Genomic DNA, 21,298 nt, shown 5'->3' on the forward strand with positions numbered 1-21,298 from the left:
AGCTGACAACATAATGAATGGAAAAAGAAAAATTTTCACATGTATTTCTATTGTAGGAATCGGACTAGCTAGTTTTTCTAATTCTAGTTTCGCAGCAAGTGTAACGGACAATTCAATACAAAATTCTATTCCCGTAGTTAATCAACAAGTAGCTGCTGCAAAGGAAATGAAACCATTTCCCCAGCAAGTTAATTATGCAGGTGTTATAAAACCGAATCATGTTACACAGGAAAGTTTAAATGCTTCTGTAAGAAGTTACTACGATAATTGGAAAAAGAAATATTTGAAAAATGATTTATCTTCTTTACCTGGTGGTTATTATGTAAAAGGAGAGATTACAGGTGATGCTGATGGGTTTAAGCCACTTGGAACTTCAGAAGGTCAAGGGTATGGGATGATAATTACAGTATTAATGGCTGGTTATGATTCGAATGCTCAAAAAATCTATGACGGTTTATTTAAAACAGCAAGAACTTTTAAAAGTTCTCAAAATGCTAATTTAATGGGATGGGTTGTCGCAGATAGTAAAAAAGCACAAGGTCATTTTGGTTCTGCTACTGATGGAGATTTAGATATTGCGTATTCTCTTCTTCTTGCTCATAAGCAGTGGGGATCTAATGGAACAGTTAATTATTTGAAAGAAGCACAAGACATGATTACAAAAGGTATTAAAGCTAGTAATGTTACAAATAATAACCGACTAAATTTAGGAGATTGGGATTCTAAAAGTTCACTTGATACGAGACCATCTGATTGGATGATGTCACACCTTAGAGCATTTTATGAATTTACAGGTGATAAAACTTGGCTTACTGTTATTAATAATTTGTACGATGTTTATACGCAATTTAGTAATAAGTACTCTCCAAATACAGGACTTATTTCAGATTTCGTTGTAAAAAACCCACCACAACCCGCACCTAAAGACTTCTTAGATGAGTCAGAATATACAAATGCATATTATTATAATGCTAGTCGAGTACCTTTAAGAATTGTAATGGACTATGCGATGTACGGCGAGAAGCGAAGTAAAGTCATTTCTGATAAAGTCTCTTCATGGATTCAAAATAAAACGAATGGAAATCCTTCTAAAATTGTGGATGGTTATCAATTAAATGGATCCAATATTGGTAGTTATCCAACTGCTGTATTTGTTTCACCGTTTATTGCTGCAAGTATAACGAGTAGCAATAATCAAAAGTGGGTAAATAGTGGTTGGGATTGGATGAAGAATAAGAGAGAAAGTTATTTTAGTGATAGTTATAATTTATTAACTATGTTATTTATTACAGGAAATTGGTGGAAGCCTGTACCTGATGATAAAAAAACACAAAATCTAATAAATGATGCAATTTATGAAGGATACGATAATTAATTAAATTTGAGAATGGTTACTGAAGAAAGGAATTAGCATTCGCTAGTTCCTTTTTAATGTTTTGTAAAACATTATCCATTCTAAAATTCGCATAGATATACTTGCTTTTTTCATATACATAGTTATTGATGACTCTATGTTTTTATGAAGGGAGAGTATTTCTTGGAAAAAGTATTATTTTTCGGAGATCCAGGTATTGATGACTCATTTGCCATTATGTATGGTTTACTGCATCCCGAAATTGAAATTGTCGGTATTGTAACCGGATACGGAAATGTTGAGCATATACATGCTGCACATAATGCAGCGTATATTTTACAGTTAGCAAATAGACAAAACATTCCTGTCATTAGTGGTGCAACAAAACCACTGACAGAAGAAATCACTACGTACTATCCTGAAATTCACGGAGCAGAAGGATTAGGGCCCATCCATGTTCCAGAAAATATATTATCTATTCCAATATATAATTTCGGCAGTATTGCTGCGATTCTTATAAAGTACGGAAAAGATTTAACGATTGTTGATGTAGGAAGATCTACCTCGTTAGCAATTGCTTTTAATTTATGGAATGATTTAATGCTAAATGTAAAAGGAATCTATTTCATGGGTGGTGTTTTTTTAGAAGTAGGAAACGTTACGCCATTAGCAGAGGCAAACGTGTATGGAGATCCGATAGCAAGTAAAATTGTTTTCCATCAAGCAAAGAATTTATTCATATTCCCTTTAAATGTAACAAACAAAGCTGTGTTAACACCAAATGTATTTAACTATATTCAAGCTAATGCAAAGAATCCATTTCATATGATAATGAAACCAATGTATGACTACTATCTATCCGCATACCAAAAACTTAATCCATCTATGGAAGGACCTTTGCTACATGATGTGGTTGCAATAAGCGGATTAGTAAATCCAAGTTTTTTTGAATTTGTGCATCGTACAGTAAATGTAGATACATACGGAGATACGAAAGGACAAACATTTGCTGATTTTCGCCCTAACTCTAAATCTGAAGGAGCCCGTATAGCTTTAGAAATAGATGCAGAAAAATTCATTCAAGATTTTATAAAAATTATGTTATAAGTTGCTGTCGAAAAAGGGAATTATTTCAATGCGTTGAATATAAAAATACATCCTCTAGATAAAGGAGCTTACAATATTGAATGTCCAGTTAAAGGTTGTTACGAGAGACAATTGGGAAGATGCATTAAAGTTACAAGTTAAAGAAGATCAAAGAAAATTTGTCCCCGCTGTAGCAGTTTCACTTGCTAAAGTATATATAAAACCAGATGGTGACAATGTAGAGTACATACCATTCGCTATATACGATGGTGACCTTATGGTTGGTTTTGTTATGCATGCTGTTGTAATAGAGACATCGGATATGTATTGGATTAACGGATTTATTATTGATCAATCGCAACAAGGTAATGGTTATGGAAAAGCAGCATTACAAGAAAGTATTGATATAATAAAAAATACTTTTAAATCGTGTAAAGAAATAAGATTAACCGTACATAAAGATAATCTCTCTGCAAAGAAATTATATGAACGATATGGTTTCATATCATTAGGACAGGAGTATGATGGTGAGCAAGTATACCGTTTATTTGTTTAACTATTAAGAAGTAAAGGTGTGAAATGAAATATGCAATTTACTGAAGTGAAAATTGAAGTGTTCATTCCTGAAGAATATATTGAAACATTAAGGGATGAATTAAATAAAATTGGAGCATGTAAAACGGGCGAATATGACCATTGTCTTTCCTATAGTTCAGTGAAAGGATATTGGAGACCTTTAGAAGAGGCATCTCCTTTTAATGGAGAAATTGGTCAAATATGCGAAGGACAAGAATGTAAAGTTGAAATAAAGTGTAAACGAGAACTTGTAAAAGATGCTCTTGAAGTTATTAATGATATTCATCCGTATGAAACACCTATGATTTATATTATACCAATACTAAATGACTATTTTGAGAAACTATACATTAAATAACTAGGAGGAATATCAATTGAAAAGTAAATTTCATCATATTGTACGAGCAGTCATGATAAAAGATGAAAAATTATTAGTTGCTGAATATATCGGCCATCATTATTTTTTACCTGGTGGCCATGTTGAAATTGGAGAATCAGCAGAGAATGCATTAAAAAGAGAGTTAAGAGAAGAACTTGGAGTAAACTGTAGTATACAACAATTTTTAGGCGTCATAGAAAATCAATGGCAAGATAAAGAAGTGCTTCATCATGAAATTAACCACATTTTTGAAGTAGAGTCACAAGATTTACATACGGACTTAACACCGAAATCTAGCGAGTCTCATTTAGCATTTCACTGGATAGATTATAATAAAGAAGCCTTAAATCATTATGAAATCATGCCAATGCCTTTAGTGAAGGAATTACTAGAAAGAAAGTTAAGTGATGAACTACTAAATTGTTGGATTAGTAATTTTTAAATCACTTTATTTATAGTAAATACGTCCATCGAATGAATATAAAGAAAATAGGCTGAAAAACAAGGTACATCACCTAGTGTAAGTTCATATTTTGTTGATGTACGCATTTAGTCTATAGTCTTGTTTCTACTTTGTTTAAAAGAATTTATTAACTTTAATATTTGGACGGAATTTACATTTATAAATGGAGGGTTTCATAATGAATCAGTTTCAACAAGAACTACAATCATTAAACCTTAATGATTATCAAACTGGCAATGTTGTGTATTGGGATCAACAACAAAGTCAATATCCATACTATTACATTCAAGACGATGCACGTCGTTGCGGCGGATGTGGCGGTTGTGGTGGACGTTGCGGTGGATGTGGCGGTAGATGTGGTGGTTGTGCAGGTCGTTGCGGCGGATGCATAGGATGCGCAGGATGTTTCAGTTGCTTTAATTGCTGGAACTGGTGGATTATTTAAGTATAGAAAATTCAAGTTATTTTATATGAAAGAAAGGTGTAAAAACTATTTTGCACTTTTCTTTCATGCTGTAATTTTGATGTGTATTAAGGGGGATTTATTTGTATACATATGATAAGTTGATTTCTTGGGTAGAGGATATAAAAGAAAAAAATCATAGTTCTGCTACAGCACTTTGTATTATAAAAGATAATAAAATCGTACTAGAGCATTATAGTGGTTATCACTCAAATACATCTACAACCAAGAGAGTAACAGCATCTTCACAATTTAACGTTGCTTCTGCTAGAAAAAGTTATTTAGGATTAATGATAGCGTATGCGCTTTATGAGGGGAAAATAAACTCTATTGATGATGAAGCGATAAAATATTTTAAAGACTTTGATCCTGCATTGCTTAGTAAAACGACGATAAGACATTTAGTAACACATTCGCACGGATTAGAAGAAACGAATGACAGGACAATTTTTCGTGAATTTGCACCGGGGCAATCATGGGCGTATAGAGATATTAATGTAAGAATGATGACACGTCTTATTTATCAGCTATATAACAAAAGTTTTCCTGAATTGTTAAAGGAGCGTGTGTTTAAGCCTGCTAATTTTCAAGAAACAGGTTGGAGAGTTCAGCGAGATGAAAATTTAGTTGACGTTGTTAATAATCCAAATGAAGACGCAATTAGTGAAATTGGTACGGTAGATGACGGTACTGAAAAAAATTTGTTTGTCTCAGCTAGAGAATTTGCGCAGTGGGGCAATCTTCATTTAAATCAAGGTGGGATAGATGGTAAACAAATTGTTCCAAAAGAAGTTATAAAAATCGCTACGAGTTTGCAGAGTCCAACATATATAAACAAAGAGCTACCACAAAATGGATTGTTTTGGTTCATCCAAAATGAGCCTGCGCAATTAAGCGAACTTGGTGAACGTGTTCCAAAAGGGTCGTATCAAATATTAGGGATTACTGGATCGACCATTTTAGTAATACCTGAATATAATGTAGTTGTTGCAAAAATGTATAACAAAAGATATAACTACGGTGGTGATAATTACTTATATTATTTACGTGAATTTAGTAATTTAGTCGCAGATACATTTAGTAACGGTAATAGGGCATAATTACTCCTATAACGAAAAGGGGTGATTGAAAGTGAAAGATAAAGTGAACAAAAATAAAAAGCAAAATATAAAAGATGTAAATACAGAGCAAAATGCAATTTATAGCGATCCTAAAGATGCAGCTAATATGCAAACTGTACCGCAGCCGAAAGATTTTGATGAAATCGAATATTAATTTTTCATCCGACTATATGATGAATGAAAAATACGTCTTAAGTCTCATAACATTTAAGAAATTATTTGATAACATATATACATAAGCATTTGAAAATGTCTTATCTTAACAAAGCTTTCTTTAGAAATATCTGATATAACCTGCAAAAGGCACTTCTTTATGAAGTGTCTTTTTGTGTATATGAATTTAATTACCATTTTCCGTACAGTATCTTGCAATTTATGATGGATATACTAACTGTGAAAATTCATGTCAAGATAAAAGAAGGGGACAGTTAGTATGAAACAAACTTCTATAAATTCGTTACTAATTGTTCTAGGTACAATCATTGTTCAAATTGGCCTTGGAACAATTTATACATGGAGTTTATTTAATCAACCCCTTGTAAGTAAGTTTGGATGGAATCTTAATGCAGTAGCGATAACTTTCTCCATAACAAGTTTTTCCTTATCATTCTCAACTTTATTTGCAGCAAAGTTACAGAAAAAATTAGGACTTCGGAAACTTATTGCTACTGCAGGAATTGTTTTAGGACTCGGCTTAATACTTAGTTCACAAGTTTCTTCCTTACCACTATTATATTTATTAGCTGGTGTCGTTGTTGGTTATGCGGATGGAACAGCTTATATTACATCACTATCTAATTTAATTAAATGGTTTCCAAATCGGAAAGGGTTTATTTCAGGTATATCTGTATCAGCGTATGGAATGGGCAGCTTAATCTTTAGATATATAAACGGAAATCTTATCGATAACCTTGGTGTATCACAAGCATTCTTATATTGGGGTATTATCGTGTTACTTTTAGTGTTAATCGGATCGTTCTTCTTACGTGAGGCAATTGTAAGTAATGCTGTAACTGAAACATTACACAATGACTATACTCCGCGTGAAATGATGCGAACGAAACAAGTATATCTGCTATTTTTTATGTTATTCACCTCGTGTATGGGTGGTTTGTATTTAATCAGTATGGTAAAAGATATCGGCGTACAACTTGTTGGACTTAGCGCAGCAACCGCTGCAAACGCCGTTGCTATGATTGCAATCTTTAATACAGTAGGTAGAATCATTCTTGGGACGTTATCAGATAAAATCGGGCGAATGAAAATTGTCTCTGCAACGTTTATTATTATAGGTTTGTCAGTCTTTACTTTAAGTTTTATTCCGCTAAATTACGGAATCTATTTTGCTTGTGTAGCAAGTGTCGCCTTTTGCTTCGGCGGTAATATAACTATATTCCCAGCTATTGTCGGAGATTTCTTTGGATTAAAAAACCATAGTACAAATTACGGGATTGTCTACCAAGGTTTCGGATTTGGTGCGCTTGCAGGATCATTTATTGGAGCGATACTCGGGGGATTTCAACCAACTTTCATTATAATCGGTGTTTTAAGTGTTATTTCCTTCATTATTTCAATATTAATCCGTCCACCAAATGTAGAAAAGAAAAAGGAACTAAAACATTTACATCGGAAAGTGGCGTAATACTAAAAAGAGTCCTAATATAGGGCTCTTTTTAGTACAAAACATTTTTTGTGTAGAGAGAATAGAGTTATTTAATTTAAAATGAAATGAGTAGCAGATACTTAGAATATTCATATTGTTTTATAAAGGAACTAACATGTTGCTAAAAACATTTAGAAAATTACAGTTAACAAACTTTGTGATGGAACGTGCACTTCATTCATAGACCATTATTTTCTTATCAGTTTACAATGAAAGTAGTTGGCTTTTATTGATTACAACCATAATTTCTTCTGTTGTGGCATTCGCTACAACAAATATTGATGACATTTTTATACTACTTGTTTTATTTTCACAAGTAAGAACAGAAGTAATTAGGACAGAAGGAAGAGCTGTCCGCGAAAAAGCTACGAGAAAAAAACTTTATATTGTTATTGGACAATATTTAGGATTTAGTATGATTATTTTTCTAAGTATCATTGGGTCTTTAAGCTCTTTTTTCATTCCTGTTTCGTGGATTGGATTATTAGGATTCGTGCCAATTTATATGGGGGTTAAAGGACTATTGTCACTTCGTTCTTATAAAAGTAATGAAGTTATCGATAACGTTACTGTTTCATTATTTAAAGTAGCTTCAATTACATTAGCTAATGGAGCTGACAATATTTCGATTTATATACCAATGTTTGCTAGTCAAACTCTAGAAACAAATATCGTTACATTAGTTATCTTTTTTTCCATGATAGCGATATGGTGTTTTATTAGCTACAAATTGATAAAAGCTCCTATACTAGCTAAAGTACTTGAGGAAAACTGTCATATTATTGTTCCAATTGTTCTAATTGGTTTAGGAATGTTCATTCTTTTTCGTAGTGGTACAATTGGACTATTCTCCTAAGGTGTTGAAATAACGGAAGTTTTCATAAAAAAGAATTGAACAATTTTAATATTTTTTAAGCAATTATATTCATTGAAATTAATTAGATTCTACACAACGTATATAAGTCTTATTACAGATGAAATGTAGTAGGGCTTTTTTTATTTTAGTGAAATGAAACAATTGTATTAGTGATCTACGACTATTATTTAGACAGGACATTAGCATTATGAAGTTGAATAGCTATCGTAAAAGGAGCGTGATAATTAAAATGAAAATAGTAAAACAATGGGTCCAAGAAGATAGTGATTACATAAGAGAAAAAGTAATTGAATATAACCAAAAACATATTTCAGATGAAGAGAAAAAGCCTTCAGAAAAAATTAGTTTTATAGTGAGAAATGAAAAGGGGAAAATTGTAGGTGGAATAACTGCAATTACATTTTGGCACCACGTACATGTTGATTTCCTGTGGGTTTCTGAAGAATATAGACACGAAGGTTATGGAACCAAGTTAATAAAACTTATTGAAGAATTTGCAATTGAAAAAGAGTGCAGGTTAATCAATTTAGATACTTTTAGTTTCCAAGCTCCTGATTTTTATAAGAAGCATGGATATAAAGTAATCGGAGTAAGTGAAGATTATCCGAAAGGACATAATCATTATTATTTAGAAAAACGGCTAAAAAGTATATAGAATTTGTTAACATTAGTATTTGGAATACAAATGCAATAAGGGCGAGGTTATTATTAATTTCAGTATTAATTGGATCAATTTTTATTCTAAAACTGCAAGAACGTACTTTGGATACTCTTCCTAAGGTACGTTCTTTTTTTATATCAGTAGCCTATTCTTATTAACTCCACCAATAGTGGTAAAGGCAAGACTTAACTAACTTATATATATTAAAAGGAGTTAATGGTAGAATGAATAGAAGACAGAAAATTCCTTTTATTAAAAATAGAGGAGGTACATATGAAAAAAGTTAATGTTACATACGCGATTTTGTACGATAAAACTAATGAAAAGATTTTAATGGTAAAAAACAAAGGGGAAAATGGTTCTTATTATACATTACCAGGTGGCGCAGTTAAATTAGGAGAAACATTGGAAGAAGCAGTAATTCGAGAAGTAAAAGAAGAAACAGGGTTACATATAAACGTAAAAGGGATTTGTTCTATCAGCGAAGCCTTTTTCGAGGAAAGAGATCATCATGCAATTTTCTTTAATTTTCTAGGTGAAATAATTGGCGGAGAGACATATATATCAAGGCCAAAAGAAATTGAAGAGATTACTTGGATGGAATTACATATAGCAGCTCCATATTTACGCATACCAGAACATTTACTAGATTTATTACAAAAGAAAGAAACAGTACCTTATTTTTTTAACGGAACAATCGTTCATCAATCTTCATAAAAATATTATCTCATGTAAGGCGGGGAAAACATGGAGTTTATCGTTAATCACAAACAATTCACTCAAGCACTTTCAGAAGTCAACAAAGCAATATCAACAAAATTTTTAATTCCTATATTATCTGGTATAAAAATAACTGCAGATCAATCTGGAATTACTTTAATTGCAAGTAACTCGAATATTTTTATTGAAAAATTCATTCCTGTTTTAATTGAAGACGAAAAGATTGCAACTATTTTAAAGGCAGGAACTATTGTTGTACCTGCAAAGTATTTCATTGAAATAATAAAGAAAATGCCAAGTGATATAGCAATAAAAAGTAAGAATGAGCAAATTATTAAGATACAATCAGAAGAAATCACATTAAGTTTAAATGGATTTCCTGCAGATGAGTTTCCGAATGTACCACTTATAGACAATCATGCAGAAATCAAAGTAGAGACAGAGCAATTGATTGAAGTATTTAAACAAACAGTTTTTGCGGTAGCAAAAAATGAATCTAGACCTGTTCTTACTGGGGTGCATATAGAGTTATCTAATAATAAGTTAATTTGTGCTGCAACTGACTCACATAGACTAGCGATACGTGAAACGCTACTTTCCTCAGATGTAAAAGCAAATTGTATTGTACCAAGCGCAACCATTAATGAACTTCTAAAATTAATGAACAGCAATTCGGAATTCGTATATATCTACTTTTCGGAGAGTCATATTATATTTACGTTTGGAACAACTACATTATATTCAAGACTAATTGAAGGGAAATATCCTAATATTTCTAACCTTATTCCAAATGATTTTAAAACGATTATTAACGTAGATAGAAAAAAGATATTACAAGGTGTAGACCGATCAAGTTTATTAGCAAGTGAATGGGCCAATAACAATGTTAACTTAGAAATCATAAACGAATCCACAATTAAAATTTCTTCAAACGCTTCTCAAATTGGGAAAATATCCGAAACGCAACAAATAGATGCGATTCAAGGTGAAAAACAATTAAATATATCTTTCGATGGGCGTTTTATGGTTGATGCTTTACGAGCAATAAAAGAAGAAACGATTACTTTAAGCTTTGGCGGTTCTATGAGACCGATATTGATTGAAGCAGGAGAACAATCTGCAGCAGTACATCTTATATCACCAGTAAGAGCGTATTAGGGATAGAGGAAGGAATTACATTATGTACAAGCAGACTATTGATTTATGAAATCATAAATCAATACATTATAAGAATGATGTATTAGTAAAGCAAACAGTTTACTAAATCCTACATAATATAATTCAATCATAGACAAAGCAGCAATGGTAATCTGAAATACAAAGCAAAATAATAATAACCTCAATATAAAAGCCATAGATTAATCGATATGGGGTGAGTATGATGAAGAAAATAATTGTTTTACTCATTGGTATAGTTTTAATTACTTTTGCTTTTTATCAATACAACAAAAAAAACTATGCAGCTAAAAGTACTAACTTGTATGTAGAAAACTTTAAAGGGGAAAATGATTCAATAAAAATACAATCTGCTATTAATAAAGCAGAATCTAGTAAAATTAAAACGGTATTACTTGATGATAAGAAGTATAAAATTACGTCACCAATCATTGTTAAAAAAGGTGTGAAATTATTATTTGGTTATGGATCCCAATTTGTAGTTGAGGGAAACTTTAGAGTTCTAGAACTGGAGAACAACGCATCCATTGAAGGAGCGTATATAGCTATTGACGATCCTAAATTTAACTCTGAAGTTATTTATTTAGACGGTAAAAATAAATATTATAACACTTGGAACAAAACACAAATAAAAGATATAAATATTATCAATTGGACGGAAACGAATAAAGGTACCGGAATTTCTTTATACTCTGCTGGAAAAGAAAATGAAATTTCGTTTGTTAACTTCGAAAACATTAAAATTGTAGGAATGGAAACCGGACTAAAATTAGTAGCAAAAAAACCGAGCACCGGACAAGCTTGGATAAATGCCAATCGTTTTATGAACTTTTCTTTAGAAGACTGTGTAAATATGATTTATATGGATAGTCAAGTAACTACGCCAAATGAAATTAGTGGGAATCAATTTACAAATCTTCAAATACAGCCTTCAAATAAAACAAAAAGCATTATAAAAGTAAGTGGTCAGCATAATGAATTTCATGGGATGGTTTGGGGTTTAAATAAAATAAAACATGAAACCGAACTCATTGAACTGACTGATAAGAGTATGAATACAGTGGTTGAAATGTCCAGTGTACCAGCAAATAGAGTTTTAGATAGTGGGAAATCCAATATTGTGAAATAAGTTTAAATACAGAAAAAAGAGCGAATTCTTTATAAGAGGATTCGCTCTTTTTATATTTTAAAATTAAATTTCCTTCCACCAAGCGGATGAAGGATAATTTGTAGATTTTAACGTAATAGATTCACCAATTTGAGGCGTTGTAATTTTAACTCCTAAACGGTTAGCTTCTTTCGTAACACGTTCTATCGGGTCACTCCATTCGTGTAATGCTAACGTAAAGGCACCCCAATGAATCGGAAGAAGTAATTCTCCTTTAACATCAATATGAGCTTGTACCGTTTCTTCAGGCAACATATGAATAGCAGACCACCTCGGATCATATTGCCCGCATTCCATTAATGTAAGATCGAATGGACCGTATTTATCACCAATTTCCTTAAAGTGAGGGGTATAACCGCTATCACCACTAAAGAAAATTTTAGTCTCTTGACCAAGAATAAGCCATGAACACCATAATGAACGATCTCTATCTGTCATACCACGTCCCGAGAAATGCCTTGCAGGCGCACATACTAACTTAATATTATCAAACGTAATTTCGTCCCACCAATTATGTTCACTAATTTTACTAGGCGAAACACCCCATTTAATAAGATATTGCGCAACTCCAGTTGGAACATAAAAGTGCTTTGCGCGATCTTTTAACTGCATAATACTTTTGTAATTCAAATGATCATAGTGATTATGAGAAATGATAATCGCATCAATTTCTTGAAGGTCATCACGTTCTAAAGAAAAAGTACCACTATAGCGTTTACTATTAAACAAAGGAAATGGGGAAGAGGCATCTCCAAACATAGGGTCTAATAATAGTTTTTTACCTTCTATTTTCAAAAGAGAAGCAGAATGGCCAAACCATGTAACACTCTCTAACGATTCATTATCTTTATTTGATAAAACGATAGGCAAATCCTTTATAGGACGCAGCTTTGATTTTATTTTAAAGTAATCCGTCATTAAACTTATAATATCTTTCGGTTTAAAACTCATATCAGTATGAATTTGATTTGTATATTTCTTATTCATTCGTTCTCCTTTTTACGATTAACAATTTACGTATGTTGTTATTGTAGCTATTTGTAGTTTAAACTATATTATTTTACCTTTCATCTAAATTGCCTTGTATTTCATAAATTCGTCAAATTCATTATTTGTATCTATAAAGTACAAATTGCACAGTGGCAGCTAAAACAAATATTAAGTACATGTAAATTGTTTTTATTTAGTAAATTCCTTCTTATACGCAACAAAGAACATACGTTTCGTTGTATGTTATAGAAGAAAATATGTCTCTAATAAAAGAAAGGAAGGAGAGGACGTAAGTGCAAATAGAGAGAAAAAAGAACTCAAAATGTAAACTATCAAAATCGGAAATCATTCATTTGTATACTGAAGGGAAGAGCACCTCAGAAATCGCCATGCTTGCTAATGTGTCTGCAAGGTATATTCGTATGGTTTTATCAGACAATAACGTACCAAGGCGCGCTATAGGGAGTTGGAAGAGAAAGTATGACATAACAGAAGATTATTTTAAAACGTGGTCAAACAATATGGCTTATATTTTAGGGTTTATAGCAGCAGATGGTGTTATACAGAAAGAAAATCAATGTGTCAGTATATCTCAAAAAGAAAGTTATATTTTAGAAGATATAAAAAAAGAACTAAAAACAAACCAGCCACTTTATCAAAACAAAAAAACAGGCGTATATATGCTAAATATTAATAGCAAAACAATAAAAGACGACCTTATGAACATACACGGAATTATGCCATGTAAATCATTTAACATCGAATTTCCTTTTGTACCAGAAGAATATTTGCATCATTTTGTTCGTGGGTATTTTGATGGGGATGGTTACGTCAAGTATGAAACTTATACAGTTAATTTCGTAGGTGGATCATATAACTTTATGAATTCTTTACATCAAATTCTTCAAAATCGCAATTTACGAGCCGATTTACTAAATCAAAACAAACATTATCGTGTTATTTTATCTGGAAGAAAATCAATACAACTATTTTCAAATTGGATTTATAAAGACAAAGATATTTATTTGCATAGAAAATATGAAGTGTTTCAGAAAGAAAGTCTGAGTTTAGATCAATTACAAGATCGAAAATTAAAACAAACTCAAACTGCTGTTAAGCAAAGAAAACAAAGTTTCCTTGAAGAATATATGAAAAATAAATGTAATGCTATAACTTGTTCAAATTTAGAAATAAGCGAATCGGCTTTCAAACGTTGGCTAAAAAATGATAATCAATTTAAAAGAGATTATGAAAAGATTAATTTAACAATGTCCACTAGCGATAACTAAATATAAAATCCTAAAAAACCTTAGAATAGGTATGAAGATAGCTATTCTAAGGTTTTTTATTTTTAAATCATAAAGGATTCTTAATTTTATTGATTGAATATAGTAAATACATAGATTTTACAATTGTCTTGATAAAAAAGGAGAGAGACACCTTGCAAAAGAAATTTATCAATCCAGAAACGATGCCACCAACTTCTGGATATTCACATGTAGTGGAAGTTAGTAACGCTAAACGAACAATTTACATATCTGGACAAGTAGCGATTAACACTGATGGTCAAATAGTTGGCATTGGTGATTTAGCTACACAAACGCGACAAGTTTTCGAAAATATTAAAAGTGCATTAGAAACTTCGGAATTAAGATTTAATGATGTAGTAAAATTAACATTTTTCCTAACAGATATTTCTCAAATGGCCACTGTTAGAGATATACGAGATCAATACATTGATACTAAAAATCCACCAGCAAGTTCAGCTGTAGAAGTTAGAAAGTTAATTAACGATAACTTTTTAATTGAAATCGAAACAATTGCTGTAGCAAACTAATTTTAAAAACTTATTATGAATCATATCAATGCAATTCGTTTAATGTGTTCAGTTAAAACGAATTGCATTTTTTATTGTCTTAAATATAATTTATATCTGGAGACATTTTCATCAACAACTTATAAAACAAATAACTAAACAATCCATCACACAGAATGATTAAAAAGAACGAGGGGAGGCTAATCACAAAAACTAACTTACCTATAATAAGTTTATTATTTAAAGTTAGTTAACATAATATATATTATAGGCAGTTATAGAAACAAAGTAATACCAGGTATCAAAACCCAAGTAAACTATACTTAATGAGACGAAACAGAGATTTTTGGTGAGATTTACATTAAATCTTATCTAAACAAACTTCTTCAGTTTTTATCGTTTTTATTTGTTATAAATTCATCACAGCAAATCTTAATCAATAATCGCTTAAGATTTAACGAATTAAAAACATTTTTGATTGGCAAGAAATTTTTATACAGAAAAATTATTTCTATACAAAATATAAATTAATAATTTTATTTTATGTTTTACTTAATGAATTAATTGCTATTTGCACATGTTTTACAACTTTACATTATTTGTTGTTATTTCTGTTATTTAGGCTTGACTTTCATTACACTCATTGTTTTTTATTCTAGTTAACATAACGCTTATTTTTAACATAAAAAAATCCTCCTCACCTTCAGGAAGATTTTTTGTTTGCTATTATTTTATTTATATCTTCTAGTAACAATCCCAATTGTAAATGACATTGGAAAAATCTAGATTTAACAAATCTTCCTTACGTATAAAGAAATTAGCAACCCCAGAATCGCCCCACATAATATTTAATGAATCGTCTGTATCGATTTGCATCAATAATATGTCATTTTGCTGGTATTTTTCTTCCCATTCCCTTGGATCTGTCTGTGTGAAAAATGGATAACCACCAATTTTATGTCCTTGATCCTTACATAAATCATCATACAGTTCGCCTAATTCTGTATTATTTTCTTCATCAACAATTTCTTCCCAATCAATGTTATCATTAAAAATCATTTCAAATCGATAATCTCTTGGTGTTACTGGTTGATATGCCAACTCAAACTTTAGTTTTGCTGCTTTGGGTATGATAAAATTCTCTAAATCTAAAGTGTTTAAATAACTAAAATCAGTAATCACCTTAGTTAAATCCGCTGTGATTGTAGAATGATAAACAATTCGAAAGTCTTTTTGGCTTGTGGGATGATCAAAATCTACTCCAAAAAGATCTTCTTCAGCACTTATGAAAAACTGTAACATTCCATGTTGAGGCATATGTTCAATGTTTGGTATTTCTTCAAGGTTTAACTGCGCAAGTAGCATCATAGGTTGTCCGTTTGAGTCTTTAGTAATGCCCTTAATCCATCGAATAGCTTTTCTCGCCACCATACGCTATCATGTCCACCTTGAAACTCTTCGTAAGTGGTTTGGTATTTCTTTGCTTCTAAAGCTTTATATAGCCGTCTATTAGCCGTTAAAAGAGGTTCGTTTTCGAGTTCGCCTACTGCTATGTAAGAATGTAGATGAGTCGCATTAGAATTTATTGATGAAATTTGATTTTCAATCCAAGGAATTGTATTTTCATAATTATCCTTTTTCCAATGTACGGATCCAGACATTGACAACACATTTCCGAAAATATGTGGATTTTGAAGTGCTGCATAAAAAGCTGCTAAGCCACCAAGACTGAAACCAGCAATTGTTGTATGATTCTTTTCTTGATAAACGTGATACTTAGCTTGAATCCACGGAAGTAATTCCTTCGTTAAAAATGCATTCATTTTATCGTTATAAGTTAGCTCTTCTAATCGATCGACAGGATCTATAGCAACAGCAATGCAAGATGGGATTTCTTTTTCGTAAATTAAATAATTAAGTGTTTTTTCAATTGAAAGGCTCTGAATGAATGAATTCCCATCAAATACAATGAGAAGTTCTTGAGGATGTGGAGTGTGAGAATAATCATGAGGCGTATAAATATGAATTTTACGTGTGTTATTTAAAATCGAACTATGAAAAGAATATGTTTCAATTCTCCCAGATGGATAATGATTTGAAGGGAAACGACTGCTATACTGCATGTCCATACTTATTTTTAACACAGACGCTTTATTGGTACCTTCTCCAAATGTATTTTTATTAAATGGGTCTAATCGATACTGTTCACTACGCTTTATCCAATTATTTTCGAAAAAATCATTTACTGTAAAATAATAAGTTGAAATAAAACTCTTATTTGTTCTAAACGTAACATACCAAATATCTGTCTGTAACAATCGTTGTAATTGATTTACAGACAAATCCCAACCAGGAAAACTACCGAATACATAAACGTTTTCAGTGTTTTGATCCCCTAACCATATATACGTTATAAGCTTATACTGATTATCTGCAGGGCATTGTTCTATTAGTGGCGTGTGATTTGACTTTATTTCATGCAAAAAAGTATAAAGAGCTTTTTCGTTTCCATTCTTTAATTGATTTTTAAGCTTCTCTAACTTAGGACTGATTATTGTAGTCACCTTTCTTCTTCCTTTGTAGTATTCTATATGTAGTTTTTTTCATTAGAATCCCTATATAAAAGTAGTCGTAAGTTATTTGTTTAGCGAAGTTATTTATTAGAAAAATAATCAATTGCCTGAATAGAAAGTTCTAATGATTTTATTCTTCTTTCTAAAAGCGTTCTTTGAGGACTCCCAAGCTTTGACTTAACGTAAATCTTTTCAATTGATGGAAGCAAACCAATTAGAACATTACGAGCTTCTGCTAAATCTTCCTGAGTATAATGATGAGTTTCTTGCTTCCAAACACTTTCTAACATAGCTAAGCCGATACTAGCTGCTTTGAGTCTTTTTTTCACTAAAGTAGTATTTGATCCTTTTTGAGTCATCTGTGACAAGGCATTTTCAAGTTTACTAATTGTTGACTGTAAAGATTTTATTGATTCTACTTTATCTATATTTGATACGTTTTTCATGTTAATGTTATCCCTTCTACGTTGCTAACTTGTTTTGTTTAATGTTTAATGAAATCCTTAAAAGCTTGATTTCACTCGAAATATTTTAACATAAATAACTAACTGTATTCGAGTTGGACAATAACTTAAAGCAAAACAGCTATTCCTCTCTCCTCCCCTGTAGCATTCTATTATATGTACTTCTTTCTTCTCATTAGAATTCCTATATAAACTAGTTGTTAATATTGAATGTTTTATGAACAAAAAAACGTACAAGTAATGTAACCTGTACGTTTTCGCTTTTATTCAGTAAGGTAATAAAGTAATAGCTTCCTGGTCTTCTCATAATTCATGAAATCTCTATACAAAATAGGATACTTCACAATTTCTGTTTCTATAAAACGATATTGCGGAAACCACTCAAAAAACGATTTTTTTAACCACTTTATTTGTTGAAACGTAATGTTCAGTTCGTTTCCATTTAGTATAGAATTTAAAGTAGCTGCTGTATGCATCCAATAATGATTAAAATCAGCGTTTATACAATCATCTTCGGTAAATTTACTTTTTAAGTCTCGCTGCAATTTTGCTGTAGCACGATAAGGAAACGGTTTATGAAGTGGACTATGCATTTTCTGCAATTCCTTAAAAATAATTTGTTTTCCTAACTTCAACTTTCTCCTCCTTTATTTCTCTATCCAATTTAATAAGTTTTCATAATGATATTGAGCATCGATATACCCAAGATTATATAGATTAACAAGCTTTTCCTTATTTCTTTCTATTCCGCTTATAGGAAGCTGTACACTTGGTTGAATTACATAAAAATTATCTTTTTGTTCTTCTCGATTCATATAAGATATCGTCTCATTATAAAAACGATAATGGTCTACTAAATTCTCTGCGATTTTCGGATATTTTCTATATAAAATTTTAGCCAGGCCTGAAAATTTATTCCGCTGCTTCTCATATCCTTCTGGCTTTGTCATAATTACAACGTTCTTTTCATAACCATCAGTTTGAGCTTTTAAAACTGGTATAGGATCTATAATTCCTCCATCTAGTAATTTTCGATTATCATATTCTACAGCAGGTGCTATAAACGGCACAGAGCTGGATGCACGGATGATTTTTAAAATATCATTTCCGTGTTCTGCTTTATTATAATAAATGGCTTGTCCTGATTCGCAATCAGTCGTCCCTATAACAAACTGTTCATTACAGTTTAAGAAAGTTTGAAAATCAAATGGTACAATTTTATTAGGTACTTCATCAAATAAAAAATCCATTCCGAATAATTCACGTTTTCGAATTAAGTTTCGATAAGATATATACCTGTAATCTGATACTAGCTCTGTATTTACTTTCTTATTTCTACCTTTTTGACGTGACAAATAGGTTGCTCCCATACAGGCTCCAGCTGATACGCCGACTACATACGGAAAGAATAAGTTCTTTTCCATGAAATATTCGAGTACACCTGCAGTATATAAACCTTTCATTCCTCCGCCCTCTAATACTAAACCAATATTCTTCATGCTATATCCCTCTGCTTCTTTTTTCTTAATTTCATATTAGCATAAGATTTTAAGATGAGGTTTTATAAACTAATTACAACAATAACCAGAAACTACTAAAGTAATGTCATAATATCTTTGTGAGTAACATGTTACAATATAAGTAATTCATTCCACATATATTAAAGGAGGAATTTAATATGGGTTTATTTAGCGGTATTTTAGGAAATGCATCAAATACGAGTTCTGAAAGTGTAGAACGTGATTTAGAGAAGATTATGCTAGACGATGAAAAAGTAGAGCATGCTTATAAATTAATTCGTGATCTAATCGTATTTACAAATCGTCGTCTTATTTTAGTAGATAAACAAGGAGTAACTGGCAAAAAAACAGAATACCATTCTATTCCTTATAAAAGTATTACACAATATAGGATCGAAACGGCTGGGCATTTTGATTTAGATGCAGAACTTAAAATTTGGGTGTCTAGTATGGAGGATCCAATTACGAAAGAATTTAAAGGTGACGATAGTATTTTAAGCATTCAAAAAGCGTTAGTAACCTTTACGACAAAGTAGTGGTTTTTGTATTTTTATTCATTTTTAAAATTACTAACCCGAGTATTTTGGAAGAACATACATCGTTTTTGTATATTTAATCTAAAATAACATAAAAAGGTAAAGCGTATTTTATATGCTTTACCTTTCTTTTTTGTAATAAATAAGTGTAGTTTCATCATTTAATTTCTTTATAACTTCTGTTCTTTTATACTCCATCTTTTCATACAAAAAACAATTTTTCTCTTCTTCTAAAATAGTAGCAAGTTCCCAGCTCGTTGCTTCAGGAAACATTTCCTCAATTAATGTAAGTACCTTTTGGGCAATTCCTTTTCCTTGATAACTCGGGTGAATAAACATTGGACTGATCCAAAATTTAGAGGGTGTTTCTTTTTGTGAAATGCATATCGCTCCAACAAGATTCATTGCCACTATTATTTTATAGAAGCCACCGTCTACATGATTTATTCTACAAATAGTTTTTTCGATAGTTTCATTTGCTGGATTTGTTTCATAGTCTTTATATTTATGTAATAAAGGGCTAAATGAGTCTATTTGCATTTGAAATATAACTTCTGCATCACTTTCTGTCGCCTTCTCTAATGTAATCTCCATGTTACCAATTCAGTCGCTTTCTTAACGAGGTAATATGAGCGGTATGATGACGACCATGCCATGCGTATAGTCCTATTGCAACAGCAAGTTTTGTTTCACCAGTTTCAGGATGGTTAAATGTCTTTTCTAAATCTTCAATTTCTAGAGAATATAAAAGGTTAACCCATCTTTTATGTAATGAATCTAGCATTACTAGTGAAACATCTACCGGTAATTTTGAATCGGGTAACTCTGCCCACTTCTCTTCTTTATACGGCTTAATAGTTGGATTCTTTTCTGTCAGTGCTAATTTAAAGCGTATGTAGCTATTCATATGGCTATCAACAACGTGATGAACAACTTGACGGACAGTCCACCCTCCAACGCGATATGGTGTATCTAACTGCTTCTGATCTAAATCTTTAATTGCCTTTGTTAGTTCATTAGGTAAATCTTCAATTTCTTGAATCCATGTATCAATCATTTCTTCAGTTATAGGACGTTTGTATGTAAATTGGCCAATTGGATAACGTAAATCATTCATGAATAAGTCCTCCTTATTATAAGCGCGAAGTATTTCTCCAAATATAGTGTACAAACTTCACATGTTCTCCATGTAATTCTACAGATGTTATATCTGATTCGTTTTGATAAGAAGAAAATCCGCTTTTTTCTAGTACAATTTGTGATGCGAGATTATTAGTCGTTGTTTTAGCATGAACTTCAGTAATTTCATTATTTTTCGCTACATCTAAAATTAATTTTACGGCTGCTGTTGCAACTCCTTTTTTAGTAAATTTTTCTCCGACCCGATACCCGAGCGAACTAATTCGAGTTTCCGTATCTATATCTACTAAATTAATTCGCCCTACAATTTCTTTTTCTTCATTACGAATTAAATAAAAATAAGAATCTCCATCTGCTTGTTCTATTAATAAATCGTCTAGTAGTTTTTGGAAATATTCAAATTCAAAATATTTTGAGCCACGATTTGGTACCATTGTTTCAAAAAAAGATTTATTCGTAAGTTCAAACGTAAATAAATCCTTAGCATCTTGTTTCTTTAGTTGCTCTATGTATATTTCCATCCTGTATTCTCCTTCTAGATTTACTAACTGT

General features: G+C 31.4%; 23 protein-coding genes and 3 pseudogenes. 17 read left to right on the forward strand and 9 right to left on the reverse strand.

The window, feature by feature from the left end; translation table 11 throughout:
* Window positions 1–13 precede the first annotated feature (13 nt).
* The 14 genes from AC3WVZ_RS11730 to AC3WVZ_RS11795 all read left to right on the forward strand — a co-directional run bounded on the left by AC3WVZ_RS11730 (window position 14) and on the right by AC3WVZ_RS11795 (window position 11,668).
* Entirely contained in the window at window positions 14–1,375 is a 1,362-nt protein-coding gene (locus AC3WVZ_RS11730) for a family 8 glycosyl hydrolase (RefSeq protein ID WP_001013588.1), read from the forward strand.
* 162 nt (window positions 1,376–1,537) lie between these two features.
* Window positions 1,538–2,461, forward strand: coding sequence for a nucleoside hydrolase (locus AC3WVZ_RS11735; RefSeq protein ID WP_000416797.1), 924 nt, complete (start codon window positions 1,538–1,540; stop codon window positions 2,459–2,461).
* 76 nt (window positions 2,462–2,537) lie between these two features.
* A complete protein-coding gene (locus tag AC3WVZ_RS11740) occupies window positions 2,538–2,996 on the forward strand; it encodes a GNAT family N-acetyltransferase (protein WP_001102671.1) in 459 nt (152 codons plus the stop codon).
* A gap of 30 nt (window positions 2,997–3,026) precedes the next feature.
* Window positions 3,027–3,374, forward strand: coding sequence for a divalent cation tolerance protein CutA (gene cutA / locus AC3WVZ_RS11745; protein WP_001160791.1), 348 nt, complete (start codon window positions 3,027–3,029; stop codon window positions 3,372–3,374).
* Window positions 3,375–3,390: 16 nt separating this feature from the next.
* Window positions 3,391–3,837 (forward strand): NUDIX domain-containing protein, encoded by a 447-nt coding sequence (locus tag AC3WVZ_RS11750; protein ID WP_000836832.1) that lies wholly within the window; start codon window positions 3,391–3,393, stop codon window positions 3,835–3,837.
* A 199-nt stretch (window positions 3,838–4,036) separates the two neighbouring features.
* On the forward strand, window positions 4,037–4,303 hold the full coding sequence (locus AC3WVZ_RS11755; protein WP_001071389.1) for a heterocycloanthracin/sonorensin family bacteriocin: 267 nt from the start codon (window positions 4,037–4,039) through the stop codon (window positions 4,301–4,303).
* A 101-nt stretch (window positions 4,304–4,404) separates the two neighbouring features.
* On the forward strand, window positions 4,405–5,421 hold the full coding sequence (locus AC3WVZ_RS11760; protein ID WP_000288895.1) for a serine hydrolase domain-containing protein: 1,017 nt from the start codon (window positions 4,405–4,407) through the stop codon (window positions 5,419–5,421).
* A 31-nt stretch (window positions 5,422–5,452) separates the two neighbouring features.
* A complete protein-coding gene (locus AC3WVZ_RS11765; protein WP_000653680.1) occupies window positions 5,453–5,596 on the forward strand; it encodes a hypothetical protein in 144 nt (47 codons plus the stop codon).
* Window positions 5,597–5,875: 279 nt separating this feature from the next.
* Window positions 5,876–7,084, forward strand: a complete 1,209-nt coding sequence (locus AC3WVZ_RS11770) for an L-lactate MFS transporter (protein WP_233936383.1) — start codon at window positions 5,876–5,878, stop codon at window positions 7,082–7,084.
* Window positions 7,085–7,334: 250 nt separating this feature from the next.
* On the forward strand, window positions 7,335–7,961 hold the full coding sequence (locus tag AC3WVZ_RS11775) for a cadmium resistance transporter (protein ID WP_233936384.1): 627 nt from the start codon (window positions 7,335–7,337) through the stop codon (window positions 7,959–7,961).
* A 250-nt stretch (window positions 7,962–8,211) separates the two neighbouring features.
* Window positions 8,212–8,637 carry a GNAT family N-acetyltransferase gene (locus AC3WVZ_RS11780; RefSeq protein WP_000706722.1) on the forward strand — a complete coding sequence of 142 codons (426 nt, stop codon included), beginning with the start codon at window positions 8,212–8,214 and terminating at the stop codon, window positions 8,635–8,637.
* Window positions 8,638–8,916: 279 nt separating this feature from the next.
* Window positions 8,917–9,360 (forward strand): NUDIX hydrolase, encoded by a 444-nt coding sequence (locus AC3WVZ_RS11785; protein ID WP_000757601.1) that lies wholly within the window; start codon window positions 8,917–8,919, stop codon window positions 9,358–9,360.
* Between the two features lie 30 nt (window positions 9,361–9,390).
* A complete protein-coding gene (gene dnaN / locus AC3WVZ_RS11790; protein WP_000394467.1) occupies window positions 9,391–10,521 on the forward strand; it encodes a DNA polymerase III subunit beta in 1,131 nt (376 codons plus the stop codon).
* Between the two features lie 223 nt (window positions 10,522–10,744).
* Window positions 10,745–11,668: a hypothetical protein gene (locus AC3WVZ_RS11795; protein ID WP_233936568.1), complete on the forward strand. Its 924-nt coding sequence runs from the start codon at window positions 10,745–10,747 to the stop codon at window positions 11,666–11,668.
* 63 nt (window positions 11,669–11,731) lie between these two features.
* Here AC3WVZ_RS11795 and AC3WVZ_RS11800 read toward each other — a convergent pair whose 3' ends face one another.
* Window positions 11,732–12,694, reverse strand: a complete 963-nt coding sequence (locus tag AC3WVZ_RS11800) for an MBL fold metallo-hydrolase (RefSeq protein ID WP_001037063.1) — start codon at window positions 12,692–12,694, stop codon at window positions 11,732–11,734.
* Between the two features lie 296 nt (window positions 12,695–12,990).
* Here AC3WVZ_RS11800 and AC3WVZ_RS11805 point away from each other — a divergent pair, with 296 nt between their 5' ends.
* Window positions 12,991–13,986 carry an LAGLIDADG family homing endonuclease gene (locus tag AC3WVZ_RS11805; protein WP_001165409.1) on the forward strand — a complete coding sequence of 332 codons (996 nt, stop codon included), beginning with the start codon at window positions 12,991–12,993 and terminating at the stop codon, window positions 13,984–13,986.
* A gap of 152 nt (window positions 13,987–14,138) precedes the next feature.
* On the forward strand, window positions 14,139–14,534 hold the full coding sequence (locus AC3WVZ_RS11810; protein WP_233936386.1) for a RidA family protein: 396 nt from the start codon (window positions 14,139–14,141) through the stop codon (window positions 14,532–14,534).
* A 723-nt stretch (window positions 14,535–15,257) separates the two neighbouring features.
* On the opposite strand, the pseudogene AC3WVZ_RS11815 reads toward AC3WVZ_RS11810, so the two are convergent.
* The 5 genes and pseudogenes from AC3WVZ_RS11815 to AC3WVZ_RS11835 form a co-directional block, all read right to left on the reverse strand.
* Window positions 15,258–15,902: pseudogene (locus AC3WVZ_RS11815) on the reverse strand (YwqG family protein); the annotation flags it as partial.
* Window positions 15,890–17,077: pseudogene (locus AC3WVZ_RS11820) on the reverse strand (alpha/beta hydrolase-fold protein); the annotation flags it as partial. The pseudogenes AC3WVZ_RS11820 and AC3WVZ_RS11815, both read right to left, overlap by 13 nt.
* Window positions 17,078–17,166: 89 nt before the next feature.
* On the reverse strand, window positions 17,167–17,532 hold the full coding sequence (locus tag AC3WVZ_RS11825; RefSeq protein WP_000800305.1) for a hypothetical protein: 366 nt from the start codon (window positions 17,530–17,532) through the stop codon (window positions 17,167–17,169).
* A gap of 281 nt (window positions 17,533–17,813) precedes the next feature.
* Window positions 17,814–18,185: a YxiJ-like family protein gene (locus tag AC3WVZ_RS11830; protein WP_063220379.1), complete on the reverse strand. Its 372-nt coding sequence runs from the start codon at window positions 18,183–18,185 to the stop codon at window positions 17,814–17,816.
* 12 nt (window positions 18,186–18,197) lie between these two features.
* Window positions 18,198–19,049 carry a patatin-like phospholipase family protein gene (locus AC3WVZ_RS11835; protein ID WP_103622021.1) on the reverse strand — a complete coding sequence of 284 codons (852 nt, stop codon included), beginning with the start codon at window positions 19,047–19,049 and terminating at the stop codon, window positions 18,198–18,200.
* A gap of 179 nt (window positions 19,050–19,228) precedes the next feature.
* Between AC3WVZ_RS11835 and AC3WVZ_RS11840 the strand changes: the two genes are divergently transcribed.
* Window positions 19,229–19,606, forward strand: coding sequence for a PH domain-containing protein (locus AC3WVZ_RS11840; RefSeq protein WP_142408731.1), 378 nt, complete (start codon window positions 19,229–19,231; stop codon window positions 19,604–19,606).
* 120 nt (window positions 19,607–19,726) lie between these two features.
* Here the strand turns inward: AC3WVZ_RS11840 and AC3WVZ_RS11845 are convergent.
* The 3 genes and pseudogenes from AC3WVZ_RS11845 to AC3WVZ_RS11855 all read right to left on the reverse strand — a co-directional run.
* Window positions 19,727–20,200, reverse strand: a pseudogene (locus tag AC3WVZ_RS11845) (GNAT family N-acetyltransferase); the annotation flags it as partial.
* Between the two features lies 1 nt (window position 20,201).
* The gene (locus AC3WVZ_RS11850) at window positions 20,202–20,723 is read right to left on the reverse strand and encodes a YfiT family bacillithiol transferase (protein WP_000999070.1); all 522 of its coding nucleotides are present in this window, start codon (window positions 20,721–20,723) and stop codon (window positions 20,202–20,204) included.
* Window positions 20,724–20,739: 16 nt separating this feature from the next.
* A complete protein-coding gene (locus AC3WVZ_RS11855; protein ID WP_000409241.1) occupies window positions 20,740–21,267 on the reverse strand; it encodes a GNAT family N-acetyltransferase in 528 nt (175 codons plus the stop codon).
* Between the last annotated feature and the right edge of the window lie 31 nt (window positions 21,268–21,298).

The sequence above is a fragment of the Bacillus sp. CPT56D-587-MTF genome, from assembly GCF_058792335.1.